Source organism: Billgrantia aerodenitrificans, assembly GCF_021404405.1.
GTDB lineage: Bacteria > Pseudomonadota > Gammaproteobacteria > Pseudomonadales > Halomonadaceae > Halomonas > Halomonas aerodenitrificans.
In genome coordinates this window covers 128,424-145,515 of record NZ_JABFTV010000008.1, presented here as the reverse complement: position 1 = coordinate 145,515, position 17,092 = coordinate 128,424, and the positions used below count along the sequence as shown (strand labels likewise).

17 protein-coding genes are annotated in these 17,092 nt (G+C 63.0%); 11 read left to right on the top strand and 6 right to left on the bottom strand.

Annotation, left to right across the window (positions count from 1 at the left end):
* The first annotated feature begins 4 nt into the window (after positions 1-4).
* Genes HOP59_RS15890 through HOP59_RS15870 form a run of 5 tightly spaced genes read left to right on the top strand, consistent with a single transcriptional unit; the run spans position 5 to position 5,770 of the window.
* Positions 5-2,068 carry a sensor histidine kinase gene (locus HOP59_RS15890; protein ID WP_234254588.1) on the top strand — a complete coding sequence of 688 codons (2,064 nt, stop codon included), beginning with the start codon at positions 5-7 and terminating at the stop codon, positions 2,066-2,068.
* 2 nt (positions 2,069-2,070) lie between these two features.
* A complete protein-coding gene (locus HOP59_RS15885) occupies positions 2,071-2,460 on the top strand; it encodes a response regulator (RefSeq protein ID WP_010628284.1) in 390 nt (129 codons plus the stop codon).
* Positions 2,460-3,248: a YaiO family outer membrane beta-barrel protein gene (locus HOP59_RS15880; protein WP_234254587.1), complete on the top strand. Its 789-nt coding sequence runs from the start codon at positions 2,460-2,462 to the stop codon at positions 3,246-3,248. Before HOP59_RS15885 ends, HOP59_RS15880 begins: the two co-directional genes overlap by 1 nt.
* 13 nt (positions 3,249-3,261) lie before the next feature.
* On the top strand, positions 3,262-4,359 hold the full coding sequence (locus HOP59_RS15875; protein WP_234254586.1) for a HEAT repeat domain-containing protein: 1,098 nt from the start codon (positions 3,262-3,264) through the stop codon (positions 4,357-4,359).
* Positions 4,360-4,369: 10 nt separating this feature from the next.
* Complete coding sequence (locus HOP59_RS15870; protein ID WP_010628287.1) at positions 4,370-5,770, top strand: glycosyltransferase family 2 protein; 1,401 nt, start codon at positions 4,370-4,372, stop codon at positions 5,768-5,770.
* A gap of 4 nt (positions 5,771-5,774) precedes the next feature.
* On the opposite strand, the gene HOP59_RS15865 is transcribed toward HOP59_RS15870, so the two are convergent.
* Entirely contained in the window at positions 5,775-6,698 is a 924-nt protein-coding gene (locus HOP59_RS15865; protein WP_026038108.1) for a YihY/virulence factor BrkB family protein, read from the bottom strand.
* Positions 6,699-7,103: 405 nt separating this feature from the next.
* Here HOP59_RS15865 and HOP59_RS15860 point away from each other — a divergent pair, with 405 nt between their 5' ends.
* The 4 genes from HOP59_RS15860 to dcd all read left to right on the top strand — a co-directional run bounded on the left by HOP59_RS15860 (position 7,104) and on the right by dcd (position 10,653).
* Positions 7,104-7,712 (top strand): hypothetical protein, encoded by a 609-nt coding sequence (locus HOP59_RS15860; protein ID WP_010628289.1) that lies wholly within the window; start codon positions 7,104-7,106, stop codon positions 7,710-7,712.
* Between the two features lie 153 nt (positions 7,713-7,865).
* The gene (locus HOP59_RS15855; protein WP_234254585.1) at positions 7,866-8,987 is read left to right on the top strand and encodes a coiled-coil domain-containing protein; all 1,122 of its coding nucleotides are present in this window, start codon (positions 7,866-7,868) and stop codon (positions 8,985-8,987) included.
* A gap of 142 nt (positions 8,988-9,129) precedes the next feature.
* Positions 9,130-9,960, top strand: coding sequence for an iron-sulfur cluster carrier protein ApbC (gene apbC / locus HOP59_RS15850; protein WP_338073346.1), 831 nt, complete (start codon positions 9,130-9,132; stop codon positions 9,958-9,960).
* Between the two features lie 126 nt (positions 9,961-10,086).
* Positions 10,087-10,653: a dCTP deaminase gene (dcd, locus tag HOP59_RS15845; RefSeq protein WP_010628292.1), complete on the top strand. Its 567-nt coding sequence runs from the start codon at positions 10,087-10,089 to the stop codon at positions 10,651-10,653.
* Positions 10,654-10,896: 243 nt separating this feature from the next.
* Here the strand turns inward: dcd and purN are convergent, their stop codons facing one another.
* Together purN and purM are read right to left on the bottom strand one after the other, a co-directional pair.
* Entirely contained in the window at positions 10,897-11,625 is a 729-nt protein-coding gene (gene purN / locus HOP59_RS15840; RefSeq protein ID WP_234254584.1) for a phosphoribosylglycinamide formyltransferase, read from the bottom strand.
* The gene (gene purM, locus HOP59_RS15835) at positions 11,622-12,698 is read right to left on the bottom strand and encodes a phosphoribosylformylglycinamidine cyclo-ligase (protein WP_234254583.1); all 1,077 of its coding nucleotides are present in this window, start codon (positions 12,696-12,698) and stop codon (positions 11,622-11,624) included. The genes purN and purM overlap by 4 nt, the downstream gene beginning before the upstream one ends.
* Before the next feature lie 159 nt (positions 12,699-12,857).
* Between purM and HOP59_RS15830 the strand changes: the two genes are divergently transcribed.
* Positions 12,858-13,934: an AI-2E family transporter gene (locus tag HOP59_RS15830; protein WP_010628295.1), complete on the top strand. Its 1,077-nt coding sequence runs from the start codon at positions 12,858-12,860 to the stop codon at positions 13,932-13,934.
* The gene (gene hda / locus HOP59_RS15825; RefSeq protein ID WP_010628296.1) at positions 13,931-14,632 is read left to right on the top strand and encodes a DnaA regulatory inactivator Hda; all 702 of its coding nucleotides are present in this window, start codon (positions 13,931-13,933) and stop codon (positions 14,630-14,632) included. Before HOP59_RS15830 ends, hda begins: the two co-directional genes overlap by 4 nt.
* A 9-nt stretch (positions 14,633-14,641) precedes the next feature.
* Here the strand turns inward: hda and HOP59_RS15820 are convergent, their stop codons facing one another.
* From HOP59_RS15820 to HOP59_RS15810, 3 genes are all read right to left on the bottom strand, one after another.
* On the bottom strand, positions 14,642-15,196 hold the full coding sequence (locus tag HOP59_RS15820; RefSeq protein ID WP_010628297.1) for a carboxypeptidase-like regulatory domain-containing protein: 555 nt from the start codon (positions 15,194-15,196) through the stop codon (positions 14,642-14,644).
* A 162-nt stretch (positions 15,197-15,358) separates the two neighbouring features.
* Positions 15,359-15,730, bottom strand: a complete 372-nt coding sequence (locus HOP59_RS15815) for a phasin family protein (protein ID WP_010628298.1) — start codon at positions 15,728-15,730, stop codon at positions 15,359-15,361.
* 135 nt (positions 15,731-15,865) lie between these two features.
* Positions 15,866-16,867 (bottom strand): sensor domain-containing diguanylate cyclase, encoded by a 1,002-nt coding sequence (locus tag HOP59_RS15810; protein ID WP_010628299.1) that lies wholly within the window; start codon positions 16,865-16,867, stop codon positions 15,866-15,868.
* Between the last annotated feature and the right edge of the window lie 225 nt (positions 16,868-17,092).

The following is a 17,092-nucleotide window of genomic DNA, read 5'->3' as shown; positions in this document are numbered from 1 at the left end:
TCTGTTGCTGAATCGCCCCTCTGCCGTTGCCTTGCATCGTCTCGCCTCGTTACTTGCCTTTCTGCTGTTGATCGGCCTTGCGGTTCAGGCAGGGCGGGTCCAACAGTCCCTTCTGGTTGCCAATGAAGCCGTCGATGACGGCCTTGCACTGATCTCATCGATTCAGGATCTCCAGTTGACCCTGCTCGAAGTGGAAACCGGTGAGCGCGGCTTCGTCATCACAGGGCGCAGCGACTACCTGATTCCTTACCGCAGTGCCCGGGAGCGTCTCGACGCCGAACGCCGTTTGCTACACCAACGCCTTGAATCCAACGAGCGCCTGTCGGCGGAGCAATTGGCGCTACTGGAGTCCTTGATCGATCAGCGAGTGAGCATTGCCGAGAGTAACATCGCCGTGCGTGAGAGCGATGGGCTCGAGGCTGCATCGTTGCGGCTGCTGGCAGCAGGCGGACGTCAAACCATGGTTCGCATACGCGACATCCTCGATCCCCTCAAGAACGAGGAGCGCGAGCTGCTCGCAATGCAGAGCGATCGTGCCGCCGAGCAGGCCGGCCGAGCTAGACAGGTGGCCATCATCGGCGTCGCATTCGTGGTGATCCTCTTCGTGGCAGCATACGGGGCGCTGAACCGCGTGCTCACCATTCGTCGCCAGCTGCTCGAAGATGCCGAACATCGCGAGGCAAGGCTGCAGGCCCTGCTGCATACCGTGCCTGACGAACTCTACGTCATCGATGCCGAGCGATGCGTCCATCGTCTGGTGGGCGAGGCGCCGGTGACCGAGCCCTTTGCCCGCGAGCTGCATGAACGCCTTGATGAGACTGGCAGCGAGGGATTGCTGCACAGCTTCGTCTGGCACGACCCCGACGATACCGAGTACGAGGTGCGCATGCTGCCGACGCGGGACGGTGAGCATCTGGTCATCGCTCGTGATATCACCGATCGGCTGCGCAGCCGCCGGCGGCTGCGCGATCAGCAGATGTACCTCCGCCGGGTGGTGGATGCCGACGAGAATCTGATCTTCTCACGCGATGCGGATGGGCGCTTCCTACTCTGCAACCAGTCCTTCGCCGGTTTTTTCGGGCTGCAGCCAAGCGAGGTTGAGGGGCGTCAGCCGTCAGAGCTGGATCAGGCCTCGTTATTGCGCCCTTTGAGCGTGGGTGATAGTGAAGTGCTGGCCGGTCGTGACGAGCTGCGTGTTCCGGAACTCAAAATTCGCGACAGCGATGGAAATGAGCACTGGCTGCAGATGCTCAAACGGCCGCTGACCCTTTCCGATGGCAGCCAGCATTTGCTGGCAGTGGCGGTGGACATCACGCAGCGGCGCGAGATGGAGCGCATGAAGGCTGAATTCATCGCCACTGTCAGCCATGAGCTGCGCACACCGCTGACCGCCGTCAAGGGGGCCTTGAGCATGCTGCAGCAGGGCTATGGAGGAGAGCTGCCCGACGATGCCCGGACCCTGGTCCAGGTGGCCGAGAAGAACGGCCAGCGTCTGGTACATCTCATCGACGACATCCTCGATATCGAAAAGCTCGAGGCCGGTCAGCTCGAGGTGCGGTTGCAGCGTGCCGATCTGACCGCGTTGGTTGAGCAGGCGCTGATCGACAACACCCCCTATGCCGACAGTTTTGGTGTGACGCTTGAGCTGCGGCGTGCCGAGCGCCAAGCTGAGGCGGCACTGGATCCGCATCGCTTCGCCCAGGTGCTCGCCAATCTAATCTCCAATGCCTGTAAACACTCGCCGTCAGGCGCTGCCGTCACGGTTGGCATCAGGCCAGTGACGAACGCTGCCGCTGACTGGTGGGAGGTGGCGGTTCGTGATGTGGGTGAGGGGATACCGCTGGAGTTTCAATCCCGTGTCTTCGAGCGCTTCGCTCAGGCCGACGGCTCCGACCGGCGTCGTATCGGCGGCACCGGGCTCGGGCTATCGATCACTCGTGGCTTGGTTCATGCCATGAACGGTGAAATCGACTTCAGCTCGGTTCCCGGCAACGGCAGCGAGTTTCGAGTGCGTTTTCCCGCCCTGTCGGAAGCCGACGGGCATGCGAATCAAGAAGAGGGTAGGTGACGATGACGACGAGCGAACCCAAGCCTCGCATCCTGATGGTGGAGGACGAAGAGGACATCGCCTTTTTGATCCGCTTTCTGCTCGAGCGTCAGGGCTTCGAAGTGGAGCATGCGCCCGACGGACGACGGGCGCTGGAGCTTCTTTCCGATATTTCCCCGGTGAATCTGGCGCTGCTCGACATCATGCTGCCCTACCACGATGGCCTGGAGGTATTGGAGCGGCTGCGCAGTCTGCCGGCGTGGCAGGATGTGCCCGTCATCATGCTCACGGCCAAGGCGCGCGAGGCCGACGTGGTACGGGCGCTCGAGCTGGGGGCCGACGACTACGTGACCAAGCCATTTCAGCCGGAGGAACTCCTGGCTCGGCTGCGGCGTTTCATGAGGAGGCGTTGATGCAACGGATGGTCGATGCCCGATCTACTGCCGTGGGGTGCCTGATCGGGGCGCTGATGATCGGCTCGACGCTGTTTGCCGCTGCGCAGGCACAGGAGCGGCGCACCGAGGTGGAGGCTTCGCTGCGTTACGATGCGCTGGACAGCGGCTTCGACGACTGGTTGACCCAGCGTCTCGACGTGCAGTCGAGCCGCCGCGGAGAGCCGACCTGGTATGGCGCGTTGCACCGCGAGCGTCGCTATGGCACCTGGGATGAAGCACTTGTGGCGGGGGCTGCGCTGCCGTTGGGCGATGGATGGATCGTGCAGCCCGAAGTGGGGCGCACCTTCTCGGCCGATTTCCTTGCCCGCTGGCATGCCGATCTCGGCGTACAGCGCGTGCTGGGTGGCGGCTACGTGGGCAACGCCAGTCTGCGGCGTACCCGCTACGAGGGCTCCCAGGTCGACAGGCTGGCGCTGGGCATGGAGCGCTACTGGGGCAACTGGCGTGGTGCCTATACCCTCAACGTCAGCGACGTGGACGTGGCGGGCACCCCGGTGGGGCATGCCGTGGCGCTGGACTACTACTACGGCGAGCGCAGCCTGGTGGGGGTGCGCGGGGCGCTCGGTCGCGAGGAGGAGGGGTTACCCGGCGGCGAGGTGGTGACGACGGACGTGGCATCCGTGGCTCTACACGGGAGGCACTGGTTGCGTGACGACTGGGCGTTGAGCTGGGAATTGGGTGGCCTCAGCCAGGGCGATCTATACGACCGTTACGGCGTTCAGTTGGGTGTGAGATATGCCTTCTGAGCTTGTGGCTCTGATGAATCAGACGTTGCAGGTACTGGCGACTCCGCCTGCGGACCCGGTATTGCGCTTTGCCGTCTACAGTGCCCTCGCCCTGGCCGGTTTGACGCTGCTGATCATGCTCCAGGTACTGGTGCTGACCGAGTTGGCCAGTCGTCGCGAGCGCCGAAGAGAGGCTTTCACCGGCCACTGGCGCCCGCGCCTTACCGCATGGAGCGTGGAGCATGGCGATGCGCTACCTTGGCCGCCCCGTGGCAGGCAAGAAGAGGTCTGGTTCATGCTGCTGTGGCTGCGGCTGCGCCGGCAGGTGCGGGGGCAGTCACAGCAGCGACTGAACGCGCTCTTCCAAGGTATCGGCATGAGCGGTCGCGTAGTGCGGCTGCTACGTGGGCGGGGTGTACACCGTCGACTGCTCTCGCTTAGCTGCCTGCAGTACCTGGCCGACCCACGCTACTGGTCCGAGGTGACGCCGCTGGTGGATGACACCAATCCTGTGGTGGCGCTCACAGCCGCGCAAACCTTGGTGGCCATGGACCCCGCGCGAGCCATGCAGCGTTTGATCCCGCTGGTAGAGCTGCGCCGTGACTGGGCCATTCCGCGGCTGGAGGCGCTGTGTCGTCAGGCTGGCCCGGCGGCGGTCAGCGGCCCGCTGCTGTCACGTCTTGTCGAAGGAGAAGAGCCGCCCGCTCGCTTGGTCGCACTGCTGGCCTGGGCCGAGCCGAACCGTGTGGCACCCTGGGCAAGGCGTTTTCTGGAGGGAAATATCGATGAGCAAGAGGGTACCGAGACCTCGCTCTGTGCCGCGTTGAGCTGCCTAGGGCAGCAGCGCGATCCCCGTGACAAGCCGCTCCTTCTACGCTGGTTGGGCGCCGACTCCCCTCAGGTCAGGCTGGTTGCGGTCCAGGCGCTGCGCCGTCAGGCGGGGCTCGAAGATGCTCCCTTCCTGCTCGAGCGGCTGACTGACAGCAGTTGGTGGGTGCGTCAGGCAGCGGCGGACGCGCTGGTCGAACTTCCCGGTATCGGCGATGCCGACATCGCAGCTTGGCAGCATGAGCTGACGGATCGTTATGGGCGTGATGCCCTGACTCGCGCCATCGCCGAGCGGCGCCGTTGAGGAGGGCAGAATGGGCATCGATTGGATGTGGTGGGCGCAGATCGGCTTCATCGGCTATTTCGTGCTGCTCAACGGTGGTTATCTGGCCCTCAATCTAATGTCCATGGTGAGCTTGCGGCGTTATATGCGCCAGCGCGCCGAGCTGGGAGAGCAAGTACCTTACTTGGGCATCGAACCCGCCGTATCGATATTGGTGCCGGCCTACAACGAGGCGGCCACCATACGAACCTCGCTGCTCTCCTTGCTCCAACTGCAATACCCCGAATTCGAACTGGTGGTGATCAATGATGGCTCCAAGGACGAGACCCTGGAGGTGCTGATCGAGGCCTTCGAACTCGAGCTGCACCCGGAGCCGCTACGCCGCAGCGTGCCGCACCAGGAAGTCAGAGGTATCTACCGCTCTCGCCGTTACGCCAACCTGAAGGTGGTCGACAAGGTCAACGGCGGCAAGGCCGATGCGCTGAACGCCGGCATCAACGCCGCTCGTCACGGGCTGTTCTGCGCCGTGGATGCCGATTCCATCCTGCAGCGCGACAGCCTGCTGCGCGTGGTACAGCCCTACCTGGAGGACGAGCGAACCGTGGCTGCCGGCGGGACGGTGCGTATCGCCAACGGTTCGACGGTGCGCGGCGGCTTTCTGCTCGAGGCGGGAATCCCTGACAGCCTGCTGGCGCGTTTCCAGATCGTCGAGTACCTGCGCGCCTTCCTGTTCGGTCGGCTGGGTTGGTCGCCGCTCAATGCAGTGCTGATCATCTCGGGAGCTTTCGGCCTGTTCGACCGTGAGCGTGTCGCCGAGATCGGGGGCTACAGCACCACTACCGTGGGAGAGGACATGGAGCTGGTGGTGCGGCTGCACCGCTACCACCGTGAACGAAAGATTCCCTACCGTATTCGTTACCTGCCCGATCCGATCTGCTGGACAGAGGCGCCGGAGGATTTGGGTACGCTGGGGCGCCAGCGCAGCCGTTGGCAGCGTGGGCTGGCGGAAAGCCTGAGTCGTCATGCGCGGTTGGCGTTCGGGCGGCGGGGTGGGGCGCCTGGATACCTGGCCTGGCCTTTCATGACGCTGTTCGAGTGGCTGGGCCCCTTGGTGGAACTGGCCGGTTACGCCTTCATGATCGGCGGCTTCGCCATGGGCATCGTCTCACCGGTTGCCCTTACCGTGTTCCTGCTGGTGGCCATTGGCATGGGCATACTGCTATCAGTGAACGGTCTGCTGCTTGAAACGCTGTCGTTTCGTGTCTATCAGCGTCGCCGCGACATGCTGCGGCTGTTCCTCGTCGCGGTGCTGGAGAACTTCGGCTATCGGCAGCTCAACACGATTTGGCGCTGTCGCGGCCTGTGGCAGTGGTTCGCCCGACGCAAGCATCAGTGGGGCGTGATGAAGCGCAGCGGGCAGTGGGGGCAGTGAGGTCTCAATCGACATGGGTGACCGGTTCGCGGCGAGGATCCACGTACCACGGCAGACCGCGGCGGGCGTTGTACTCGAGTTCTGCGATCACCTGAGCGCCGAGTAGCAGGATCATGGCGCCGATTTCCAGCGTTAGCAGCACCACGATGATGGTGGCAAGCGAACCATAGACCACATTGACCAGTGAGACATTGAGGAAATAGAACATCAGCAGGAAGCGCACCCCCTCCCACAGCAACGCTGCGACGAAGCCGCCGACCAAGGCTCTGCGCAATTGAATTCTGACGACAGGCAGCACCTTGTAGATACCGCTGAAGAGCAGGAACACGCCGAAGAAACTGAACAGGTTGAGCAGCGGGTCGGAGAGCCCGGCCAGGGGCATTTCACGCCCCACCACTGCCATCCATAGCGTGCCGATGGCCTCGGCCAGGGTCACCATCAGGGTGAGGGCGGCCAGCCCGGCACCCAGTACCAGCATGAAGAGATAAGGTAGCAGCACTGAAACCCACACGCTGCGCTTCGGATGGGCTTCCGGCGTGTGGAAGATGATGGCTAGTGCATCCTCCAGCATGCGAAAGGCGAAGGAACTGAAGACCAGTAACACCAGAATACCGAAGATACCGATCACGTCTCGCGACTCGAGCAGGGCTCGCACAGCTTCCAGCAAGCCTGCGGCATGAGCGGGCGCGAGGTGATCCAGCTGAACGGCAAGCACCTCGAGGAGTACGTTTTCATCCATGATCTGGGTCAGCAGCACGGCGAGCAGTGCGAACAGCGGGACGATGGAGAGCAGGATGTTGTAACCAACACCACCGGCAAGCAGGATACCGCGGTTACGCAGGAAGTTGGTCAGCACGCGCCAAAGGAAGGCGCCCGTACGAGGCAACAGCACGAACATGACATGCCGCGATTGGTGAGCCTTGGGCATGGCGAGCATCGCTCCTTGTGCCGTTTTGCGAGATCCTGCCTCGTAAGGTATTCGCCTCGGTAGGCGACCACAAGTCGGTTGCTTCACTGGCTGGATTTCGTTGGTCCGCTACACTGGGGCTGACGGTGGCTCGGTCGTCACCACGTCGACTACATTGAACCCGACAGCAAGGAGAGCTGTATGCGAAATATCATCTATATCATTGGCCTGATCGTGGTGGTGCTGTTCATCCTGTCGATGCTGGGGCTGCGCTAGGTCCGATGTCATGACCGTGGGTCATGACGAGCGGGAACGGAAGGCTGCTGCAGGGCTTGCCTGAGTAGCCTTTCGGCCAGTCCAAGCAGAGTGAATTCCATTGAATCTCAGATCGTGGTGCTGGCGCTCTATCGGTCGCAATGGAGGGATATGGCATATCGAGAGCAGCTGCGACGCTGGCTGGGCACCTTGTTGGCCATGATGGCCATTGTGCTCTTGACCGGCTGTGCCGGCCGCGTCGTGCCGCCCGAACCGAGCTTGCTCGAACAACCCGTCGATATCTATCTGCTGGATCATGGCCGGCACGCCAGCCTGGTACTACCGCGTGAATCGGGGGGCGTGGTGCGCTACAGCTATGGCGACTGGCGCTGGTACGTCGAGGGGCGTCAGCACGCACTGAGCGGTGCCGCGGCCATGTTGTGGCCCACCGATGCGGGTATTGGTCGAGCCGTGCACCCCGACATCGACGCTCCCGAGCAGTTTCACCGGCTGGCCCCGGAGGGCCTGACCGACATCTATCCCCTGGAAGCCGACATGGGACGTGTGCAGGCCTTGAAACGGCGGCTCGATGCACACTTCGAGCGTGCCGATGTGGAACCGGTGCCGAGCGAGCAGTACGGTCTGGAGTTCGTGCCCTATCCACGCGGTTATTCCGCCGCTCATCAATCGAATCTGGTGGTTGCCCAATGGCTGCGCGAACTCGACTTCGAGGTCCGCGGTTCGCCCTGGCTGTCGAATTGGCGGGTCACTCCGCGCTGACGGCGCGCGATTTTTCATACGCTAAGCTTGACGAACGGTTAGCCGGCGGCTTCCTTTCGCTGCCTTGGCTGCCTATGTATGCTGAGGAAGGAACCTACGCGAGCGTCACGCCAAGCGTGACGATCAACATGGACCATCTGGAGGGTCTTGCCCATGTCGGAAACACCCGAAAGTCCACTCTACAAGGACAGACGCGTCATGGCCCTGGTGGCCATCGCCGTGCTGGCCATCCTCTGGGCGATTCTTGCTCATAACAGCGCCGGCAACCAGCGTGAACGCAGCGCCGCGCTCGAGGAGCAGCTGGCTGCGCTGGAAGGTGAGCACCAGGAGTTGGTAAGGGAACTCAACGAGCGTAATGAGGCGGGGGAGAACATCGAGGCGCTGGAGCGGCGGCTGGCCGAACTCGAGGAGGAGCGGCAGTCGGCGGAAGCCGCCCTGCACGATGAGCAGGAAGCCGCTCGCGGCGAGATCGAGCGTCTCGAAGCCGAGGCGGTAGAGGCTTCTGCCCGTGTCGACGAGTTGCAGGAGGAGCGCGAGGCGCTGGAGGGCGACCTCGAGGCACGCCGTGGCGAGCAGGCCGAAATGGAGGAGAGCCTGACGGCGCTGCGCGATGACTTCCAGGCGGTAGACGAGGCTCGTGCCGATGCCGATGAGGCCCGTCAGGATGCGGAAAGCGCACGCCAGGAAGCCGAGGCCGCGCGCCAGACCGCCGAAGAGGAGCGCCAGGAGGCAGAAGCAGCGCGCCGCCAGGCTGAAGAGGAACTCGAGCAGATATCCAGTGAGCTGGAGCGCATGCGAGAGGAGGCCGCAGCTGGCCAGGAGCAGCTCGATACGCTGAATCAGGCCATCGAGGAGCGCCAGCAGACGATCGAAGCGCTGGAGAACGACATCGAGGCGCTGGAGGCCTGGCGTAGCGAGGTCGAGGGCGAAGTGGGCGAAATCCGCGACGAGCGCGAGGCGGCCACGTCAGAACTCGAGGCGATTCGCCAGGAGCGCGATGAAACCAACGAAGAGATCGAATCGGCCCGTGGTGAACTCGAGGAGCTGGAGGCCCAGGTTCAGCGTCGTCAGCAGCAGCTCGAGCAGGTCGAGGAGCAGCTTGCCCAGTGGCGCGATGCGCTGGGGGATCTCGAGCTGCGCACTCAACAAGGGCAGCAGCAAGATCAACAGCAGGGCCAGCAACAGGGCCAGCAACAGGGCCAGCCTCAAGGCCAGCAGGCCACTCAGCAGACGCCGCAAGAAGAGGAAGAGGCCGAAGAGGCCGAGAGCAACTGAGCGCCGTGAGGGCGAAACGATGCGGCGGGCCTTGGCCCGCCGCATGTCTTTATGGAGACTTCGATGTCGCTTGGTCGCGCTCGTATCGGGAGCTGGCGCGTTATACTGAGCGTGTCAGACAATTGCCATTCGCAGGACACTCATCTGCAGGAATAAGGAGTCAGTCGTGATCGAAGGGGTCAAGCATATCGTGGCCGTGGCATCCGGCAAGGGTGGGGTGGGAAAATCCACCGTTACCGTCAATCTGGCACTGGCCATGGTTGCCGAAGGGTATCGTGTCGGCATTCTCGATGCCGACATCCACGGCCCCAGTCAGGCGCAGATGCTGGGTGTTCCGGAAGGCGTGCGGCCCCAGCAGGCCGGCGAGAACAAGTTCCGGCCGTTGGAGACCCATGGCGTACAGGCCATGTCGATGGCTTTCATGGTCGACACCCGGGAGCCCATGGTGTGGCGCGGCCCGATGGTGGCGGGAGCCTTTCAGCAGCTGTTGACCCAAACGGCCTGGGACGACCTCGATGTACTGTTCATCGACATGCCGCCGGGCACCGGCGATATTCAGCTGACGCTGGCGCAGAAGGTTCCGGTGGATGGAGCGGTCATCGTGACCACGCCCCAGGACATCGCGTTGCTCGATGCCCGCAAGGGTATCGAGATGTTCCGCAAGGTCAACGTGCCGGTGCTGGGCGTGGTGGAGAACATGAGCCTCCACGTGTGTTCCCAGTGCGGTCATGCCGAACCGATCTTCGGCGAAGGCGGCGGTGAGCGTATCGCCGGTGAGTACGAGACCAAGGTGCTGGGCAGGCTGCCGCTTGCGCTGTCGATTCGCGAACAGGCGGACGGGGGCCGACCCACCGTTGTTGCCGAGCCGGAAGGCGAGGTGACGGCGACCTTCCGTGACATGGCACGGCAGATCGCCGCTGAGCTGGGCGGCCAGGCGCCGAGCGAAGGGCCGAGCATCTCGTTCAGTGATTGACAGTGTTCAGCCCGTTGGCGACGGGCCGTGACGAGTGCACCTAGGGCCGCTATGATAGCGGCCCTAGACGACTTTTCAGCCAAAGCCTACTTCTTCATTCTCGGCACAACTCATTCAGGACGTCCCATGAGCATCAAGCCCGACAGTTGGATCCGCCGCATGGCCGAGCGGGAAGGCATGATCGAACCCTTCGAAGCCGATCAGGTGCGTTACGTCAACGATCAGCGGGTGATCTCCTACGGTACCTCCAGCTATGGCTACGACGTCCGCTGTGCCGATGAATTCAAGGTGTTCACCAACATTCACTCGGCGGTGGTCGACCCCAAGAATTTCGATGAGAAGAGCTTCGTCGACATCAAGGGCGACGTCTGCATCATCCCACCCAACTCCTTCGCCCTGGCGCGCACCGTGGAATATTTCCGTATTCCGCGCAGCGTGCTGACCATCTGTCTGGGCAAGTCCACCTACGCTCGCTGCGGCATCATCGTCAACGTGACGCCGTTGGAGCCGGAGTGGGAAGGGCACGTGACCCTGGAGTTCTCCAACACCACCAACCTGCCGGCCAAGATCTACGCCAACGAGGGTGTGGCGCAGATGCTGTTCCTGGAGTCGGACGAGGTGTGCGCGACCTCCTACAAGGATCGCGGCGGCAAGTATATGGGGCAGAGGGGCGTCACCTTACCCCGTACCTGAGTCCGGCTGACGGAACCCGCGGCTAATCCGTCGACAGTTCTCGTGGAGGCGCTGTAGACCCTTCCCTGGGCGCTACATTCTTCTTGCTTCACTCTCGCATCCTGCTCCGCTTGCAAGACCGGTGCACGCCATCCATGGCGTGCCCGTTCGGCTGTCGCCTCACCCATGAAGAATGACCTCCACTCTGAACTGTCCCCGGCGCCGCTAGCGTCTTGGGGCATCCACTTTGCGTCGAGTTTGGCGTTACTCTTCGTCAAGTTCTTCGGCGGCGTCGGCGTGGGAGAGGCGTAGCCCCTGGGGCGGCAGCGGGGTGCCGTCGAGCAGGGCGCTCTCGCCTTCGAGGCGCAGGCGCCCCTCGAGGAACCACTTCACCGCGATGGGGTAGATCAGGTGCTCGCGGGCGTGCACCTTCTCCTTCAGGCTGGCTTCGGTCTCGCCCTCGTTAACCGCTACCACGGCCTGGATGGCGACCGGGCCGCCGTCCAGCTCCTCGGTGACGAAGTGCACGCTGCAGCCGTGTTCGGCCACGCCGTCGGCGAGTGCCTTGGCATGGGTGTTGAGGCCACGGTAAGCGGGCAAAAGGGAGGGGTGGATGTTGAGCATGCGGCCGTGGAAGCGCTGCACGAAGCGTGAGCTTAGAATGCGCATGAAGCCGGCCAGTACCACCAGATCGGGTTCGTGGCGCTCGATCACCTTGATCAGGGCACCATCGTAGGCTTCGCGATTCTCGTACTCGCCGTGGGGCAGCACTACGGCATCGATGCCGGCATCACGGGCACGCTGCAGGCCGTAGGCGTCGGCAACGTTGGAGATCACCGCCACGATCTCGCCGCCCAGGCGGTCGTGGGTCTGCTCGTCGATCAGCGCCTGCAGGTTGCTGCCGTTACCCGAGATCAGCACCACAACCCGGCGTGTGCCTGTGGGCTCGGGGGTGAAGTCCGTCATGGTGTCGCCGTCGTACGCTTCGCTCATGCCTCGAGGTTCTCCAGCAGAACCGCTTCTTCGCCTTCGCCGCGGGCGATGATCTCGCCGATGCGATAGACCGTCTCGCCCTGGGCCTGCAGGTGGGCGCGGGCCTGATCGGCCTTCTCGGTGGGTACGACCACGACCATGCCGATACCGCAGTTGAGCACGCGGTACATTTCGTGTTCCGCCACGTTGCCCTGCTGCTGCAGCCAGTCGAACAGCGCCGGACGCGTCCAGCTCTTCACGTCGATGCGTGCCGCCAGGGAGTCGGGCAGTACCCTAGGAATGTTCTCCAGCAGCCCGCCGCCGGTGATGTGCGACAGGGCATGAACGGCGACACCGCTCTCCTTGATCAGCGACAGCAGCGGCTTGACGTAGATCCGTGTGGGAGCGAGCAGAGCGTCGCCCAGTGGCCGGCCGTCGATGGCGGTATCCAGCGATGCGCCGCTCACTTCGAGGATCTTGCGGATCAGCGAATAGCCGTTGGAGTGAGCGCCGCTGGAGGCGATGCCCAACAGTACGTCGCCTTCGCCGACCTTACTGCCGTCGAGGATCTCGGATTTCTCCACCACGCCGACACAGAAGCCGGCCAGGTCGTAGTCGCTGCCTTCGTACATGCCGGGCATTTCGGCGGTTTCACCGCCTACCAGGGCGCAGCCGGCCTGTTCGCAACCCTCGCCGATGCCGGCGACGACGTCGGCGGCGATGTCCACATCCAGTTTGCCCGTGGCATAGTAGTCGAGGAAGAACAGCGGTTCGGCGCCGGCCACCACCAGGTCGTTGACGCACATGGCGACCAGATCGATACCGATGGAGTCGTGTCGACCCAGGTCCATGGCCAGACGCAGCTTGGTGCCGACGCCGTCGGTGCCCGAGACCAGCACCGGTTCGCGATAGCCGGAAGGCAGCTGGCACAGGGCGCCGAAGCCGCCCAGTCCGCCCATCACCTCGGGGCGCATGGTGCGCTTGGCGACACCCTTGATGCGGTCGACCAGGGCGTTGCCGGCATCGATGTCGACGCCGGCGTCCTTGTAGCTCAGGGATGCCTTGGCATTGTCGGGGGAGGTGGAATCGGTCATGGCCTGTCCTGTACGAAGTAGCGCGGTTATGTGGCCCGGCGCAAGGCGACGCAACGCCTGATGGCCGAAGCAGTGGGCAAGATCGGGCCGGAATTGTAGCATCACGACGCACGGCTCGCATCGCCGTGGAGGGAGAACGCAGGGAGGTGTGGAGCTGTGATGCGTAAAGAATGGTGGGTGCTGATTGGCGCGGTCGCCTTGGTGTGGCTGCTGTTCCAACTGGAAACGATGCTGATGCCGTTCATCGCCGGGATGATCCTGGCGTACCTGAGCGATCCGCTGGCCAATCGATTGCAGCGCCTGGGGCTTTCGCGCGCCTTGGCGGTGTGCGGCGTGTTCTTCATCCTGACCTTGGTGCTGGGGGTAGCACTGCTGGTGCTGATCCCGCTGGCCGTGCAGCAGGTGCGCCAGTTCGGGCTGATGATTCCGGGAATCTTCGAGTGGGTGGAAACGGTGCTGGCGCCGCAGATCCGCGGTTGGACGGGACTGGACGTGGCGGCGGATCTCGATAACGTGCAGGAGACGCTGGCCGAACACTGGCAGGACGCCGGTGGTTACCTGGCCCAGTTCCTGGGACAGATCGGACGCTCGGGGGCGGCGTTCCTGGCCTGGGTGACCTATTTCGCGCTGATTCCGGTGGTCACGTTCTATCTCCTGCTGGACTGGAACCGCCTGATCGTCAATCTGCGCAATCTCATCCCGCGGCGCCTGGAGCCGGATGCGGTGCGTCTCAGCCTGCGCTGCGACGAAGTGCTTTCGGCTTTCCTGCGTGGCCAACTGCTGGTCATGCTGACTTTGGGGGCCATCTACGCCATCGGGCTGACCGTTATGGGGCTTCGCTTCGGGCTGCTGATCGGTATGCTGGCGGGGCTGGCCAGCATCGTGCCGTTTCTCGGCTTCATCGTCGGTATCAGCGTGGCGCTGATCGTGGCGTTCTTCCAGTTCGGCAGTTGGGTGGCGCTGCTTGGCGTGGTCATCGTGTTCAGCATCGGTCAGATCATCGAAAGCGTGGTGCTGCAGCCCAAGCTGCTGGGAGACCGCATCGGTCTGCATCCGGTGGCGGTGATCTTCGCCGTACTGGCGGGCGGCAACCTCTTCGGTTTCACCGGGGTGCTGCTAGCGCTGCCGGCTGCGGCGGTGATCATGGTACTCTTGCGGGAACTCAACGAACGCTACAAGCGCAGCAGCCTTTACGACGCCGATAAAAAAGAGCGTAGCAGCGAGGATTCACCATGAGTCGAGCGCCTGCGCAGCTGCCTCTGGGGGTGGGGCTGCGTGACGATGCCACTTTCGAGAGTTTTCTACCGGCCGCCAATGCCACCTTGCTGGATCGTCTTTCGCGCCAGCTCGATGCCGACGGCGAGCCGTTCCTCTTCCTATGGGGGGCGTCCGGCAGCGGTCGCAGTCATCTGTTGCAGGCGGCCTGCCATGCGGCTTCCGACCGGGACCTTCGCGCGCTCTATCTACCGCTGCACGACCTGGGACACTTCCCACCCTTGATGCTTGAGGACGTGGAGCGCCTCGACCTGGTGGCCATCGACGACGTGGACGTCGTCATCGGGCGACGTCGCTGGGAGGAGGGCTTGTTTCATGCCTTCAATCGCTTGCGCGATGCCGGCAAGCGTCTGGTGATGTCGGCGTCGGCTGCGCCCCGCCAGCTGCCCGTCGCACTGCCCGATCTGGCCTCGCGTCTTACCTGGGGCGTCACCTTTCAACTGCAGCGGCTGGATGACGGCGAAAGGTTGCAGGCTCTGCAGCTGCGTGCGCGCATACGTGGCATGCAGCTTTCCGAGGAGGTGGCCCGCTATATTCTTCATCGCGGACCGCGACGTCTGGACGAACTGTTCGACGAGCTGGCCGTGCTCGACCGTGCTTCGCTGTCGGCCCAGCGCAAGCTGACGATTCCCTTCGTCAAGCAGGCGCTGGGTTGGTAGCGCGTTGTGTCAGCGACTCAGATTGACCTCGAGGCGCTGGCCGTTGCGCAGTGACACCTGGCGCAGTATCACCTGGCGCTGGCCGTTGCTGGGGTTGACCACGCTTCCCGAGACATAGAACTCACCGGGGGGCAGGCCCTGCAGGGAAAAGTTGCCGTTGCCATCGGTGCGCGCGGTGTGGGTGTATTCACGCGCCCGCGGGTCGGCCGGCTCGACCGCACGTCCTGCCAGGGCATGCTCGGCGGCTTCGGCCGAATAGGTGGTGACCGGCGCCACGGAGATCGTCTCCCCGGTGCCGGGAGTGCCGTTCAGACTGAGCCTGCCTGAAATGGCGGCGGTGCCGCTCTTCGGCAGCGCCGCATATTCGCTCGCCGGAAAAGCCACCTGACGAGCGATTCTCCCTGGGGTGGGGGCAGGGCGCTCGGCGTCGGGGCGTTCGACGTCGGGGCGTTGCGGGTCGCCGATATCGATCACCTCGATACGCTCGGGTGGTGGCCCCGGCTCCATCATCTGGCAGCCGACAAGAGTGAGACTCACCAAGGCTACGGGTAACCAGGCTTTCATTCGATTGCTTCCTCATTGCGACATGCCCGTGCAGGACGAGCATAAACGATGGGAGCCGGCTGGCGACAGATGGAAAGATGAAACTGGCGAGAAAACTGGAGAGAAAAAACGAAGGCCCGCCGAACGTGGTTCGGCGGGCCTTGCGTTAGGACGGGTAGAGCATCAGGCCTTGGCGGTCTGGCTCTGGGCGACCTTTTGTGCTTCCTGCAGGCTGCTTTCAGCCAGTTTCTGGCTCTGCTGGAAGAAGTCCTGATGCAGGGTAACGGCCTTCTCGGCATCGCCCTTGAGACGCTCGGTCACGTCCTTGGCGAACTGCTGCTGACCTTCCAGGTAGCTACGCAGACCGTCGGCATCGCGGACTTCGAGCAGCTTGCGGGCTTGCGCCAGGCTGGTGTCGGTATAGGCCTTGACGGCCTCTAGCTGGGCGCCGACCAGCTTTTCGGAATAGTCGATGCTCAGGGCGGCATAGGCACGCGCCGGGCCCAGCAGCATGGTTTCGAAAGGCTTGGTGTCGAAGCTGAATGATTTCATCATGAGTAAGGTATCTCCGGATGTGTTGTGTAATTTCGAACGGATGTCCGCTCTATTGCAATGCAGCATAGCAAAGGTTCTTGCTGCATTGCAATATGTGCTTGATGAATTGGTGCTTGATGAATTGGTGCTTGGCGATCAGGCCGCACATTCGATGCGATTTCGCCCGTTGCGCTTGGCCTGGAGCAACAGTGCGTCGGCACGATCGATCAGGTCGATCACGACGTCGTCGCCCGGCGCCCGGCTGGCGATCCCGATACTCAGCGTGAGACGGCTCGTCTGGGTGAGGGTGTTGCGCAGACGCTCGGCCAACTCCTGCGCGCCACTGGCCGTGGTCTCCGGCATCAGGATCAGGAATTCGTCCCCGCCGTATCGGCCCACCAGATCGCACTCGCGTACGGTCGCCAGTATCGTGCGTGCCACGCAGCGCAGGGCTTCGTCGCCCACTAGATGGCCGCGCGCGTCGTTGAGCGTCTTGAAATGATCGATATCGAGCATCAGCAGGCAAAGCGGCAGCTCGTAGCGGATGGCGCGCCTCAGCTCCTGTTCGGCCAGCTCCATCAGATAGCGCCGGTTGTAGGTGCCGGTCAGATGATCGTGAGTCGCCAGGTAGGCCAATTTCTCGTTGGCCGCGATCAGTTCGGCCGTGCGTTCGCAGACTCGGCGCTCCAGCTCGCCCGTGATCCCTGGGGTGAGCATGTGATGCTCGCGGGAGAAGGCCCGATCATGGGATATCCCGAACAGATGGGTCACAGTGCCCTCGGTGTTGGTGATGGGAACCAGCAGCGTCTGCCGATGGATATGCTGATAAATACCATCCCTGTCGAGATAGTCGCCATTCTCTTCATATCGCACCGGTGCCCCGGACTCTACGCAGCGACCCAGGTTGGCCAGCACACCGTGACAAAGCGGGGCGGGTAGCGACTGTTCGATACGCTTGCCGATGACGGCGTTCGTCTCTGCGCTCGTCGTCTCGTGAGTGGAGTTCATGGCCTCGATCACGAAATTGCCCGGTCCCTCGACGCGAACGATGAACATGTGTTCCGGGCAGTATTCCCACAGGCTGCGCACCAATAGCAGGCATGTATTGGCATTGAGCTGACTGAGGATGTCCGTCGTCAACCAGGATTTCTGTTGCATGTTTCTGCTCCCTTGGTGGTGTCCTCCCTGTACCGAGTGGTACACCGATCCTGTGCGATGCAGCATTAACACTAGGCGGCTGTAATTTTTCGTGCAGCATGGTTTTCGTCATGACAACGTGGGGTGGGTTATCACATTTCTCTGCCCAGGGTATGAAGTAAGTCAGACTACGGTGCGGCCCGGCAAACCTATAATTGCTAAGTGTGTGCCAAGGCAAGGAGAGTC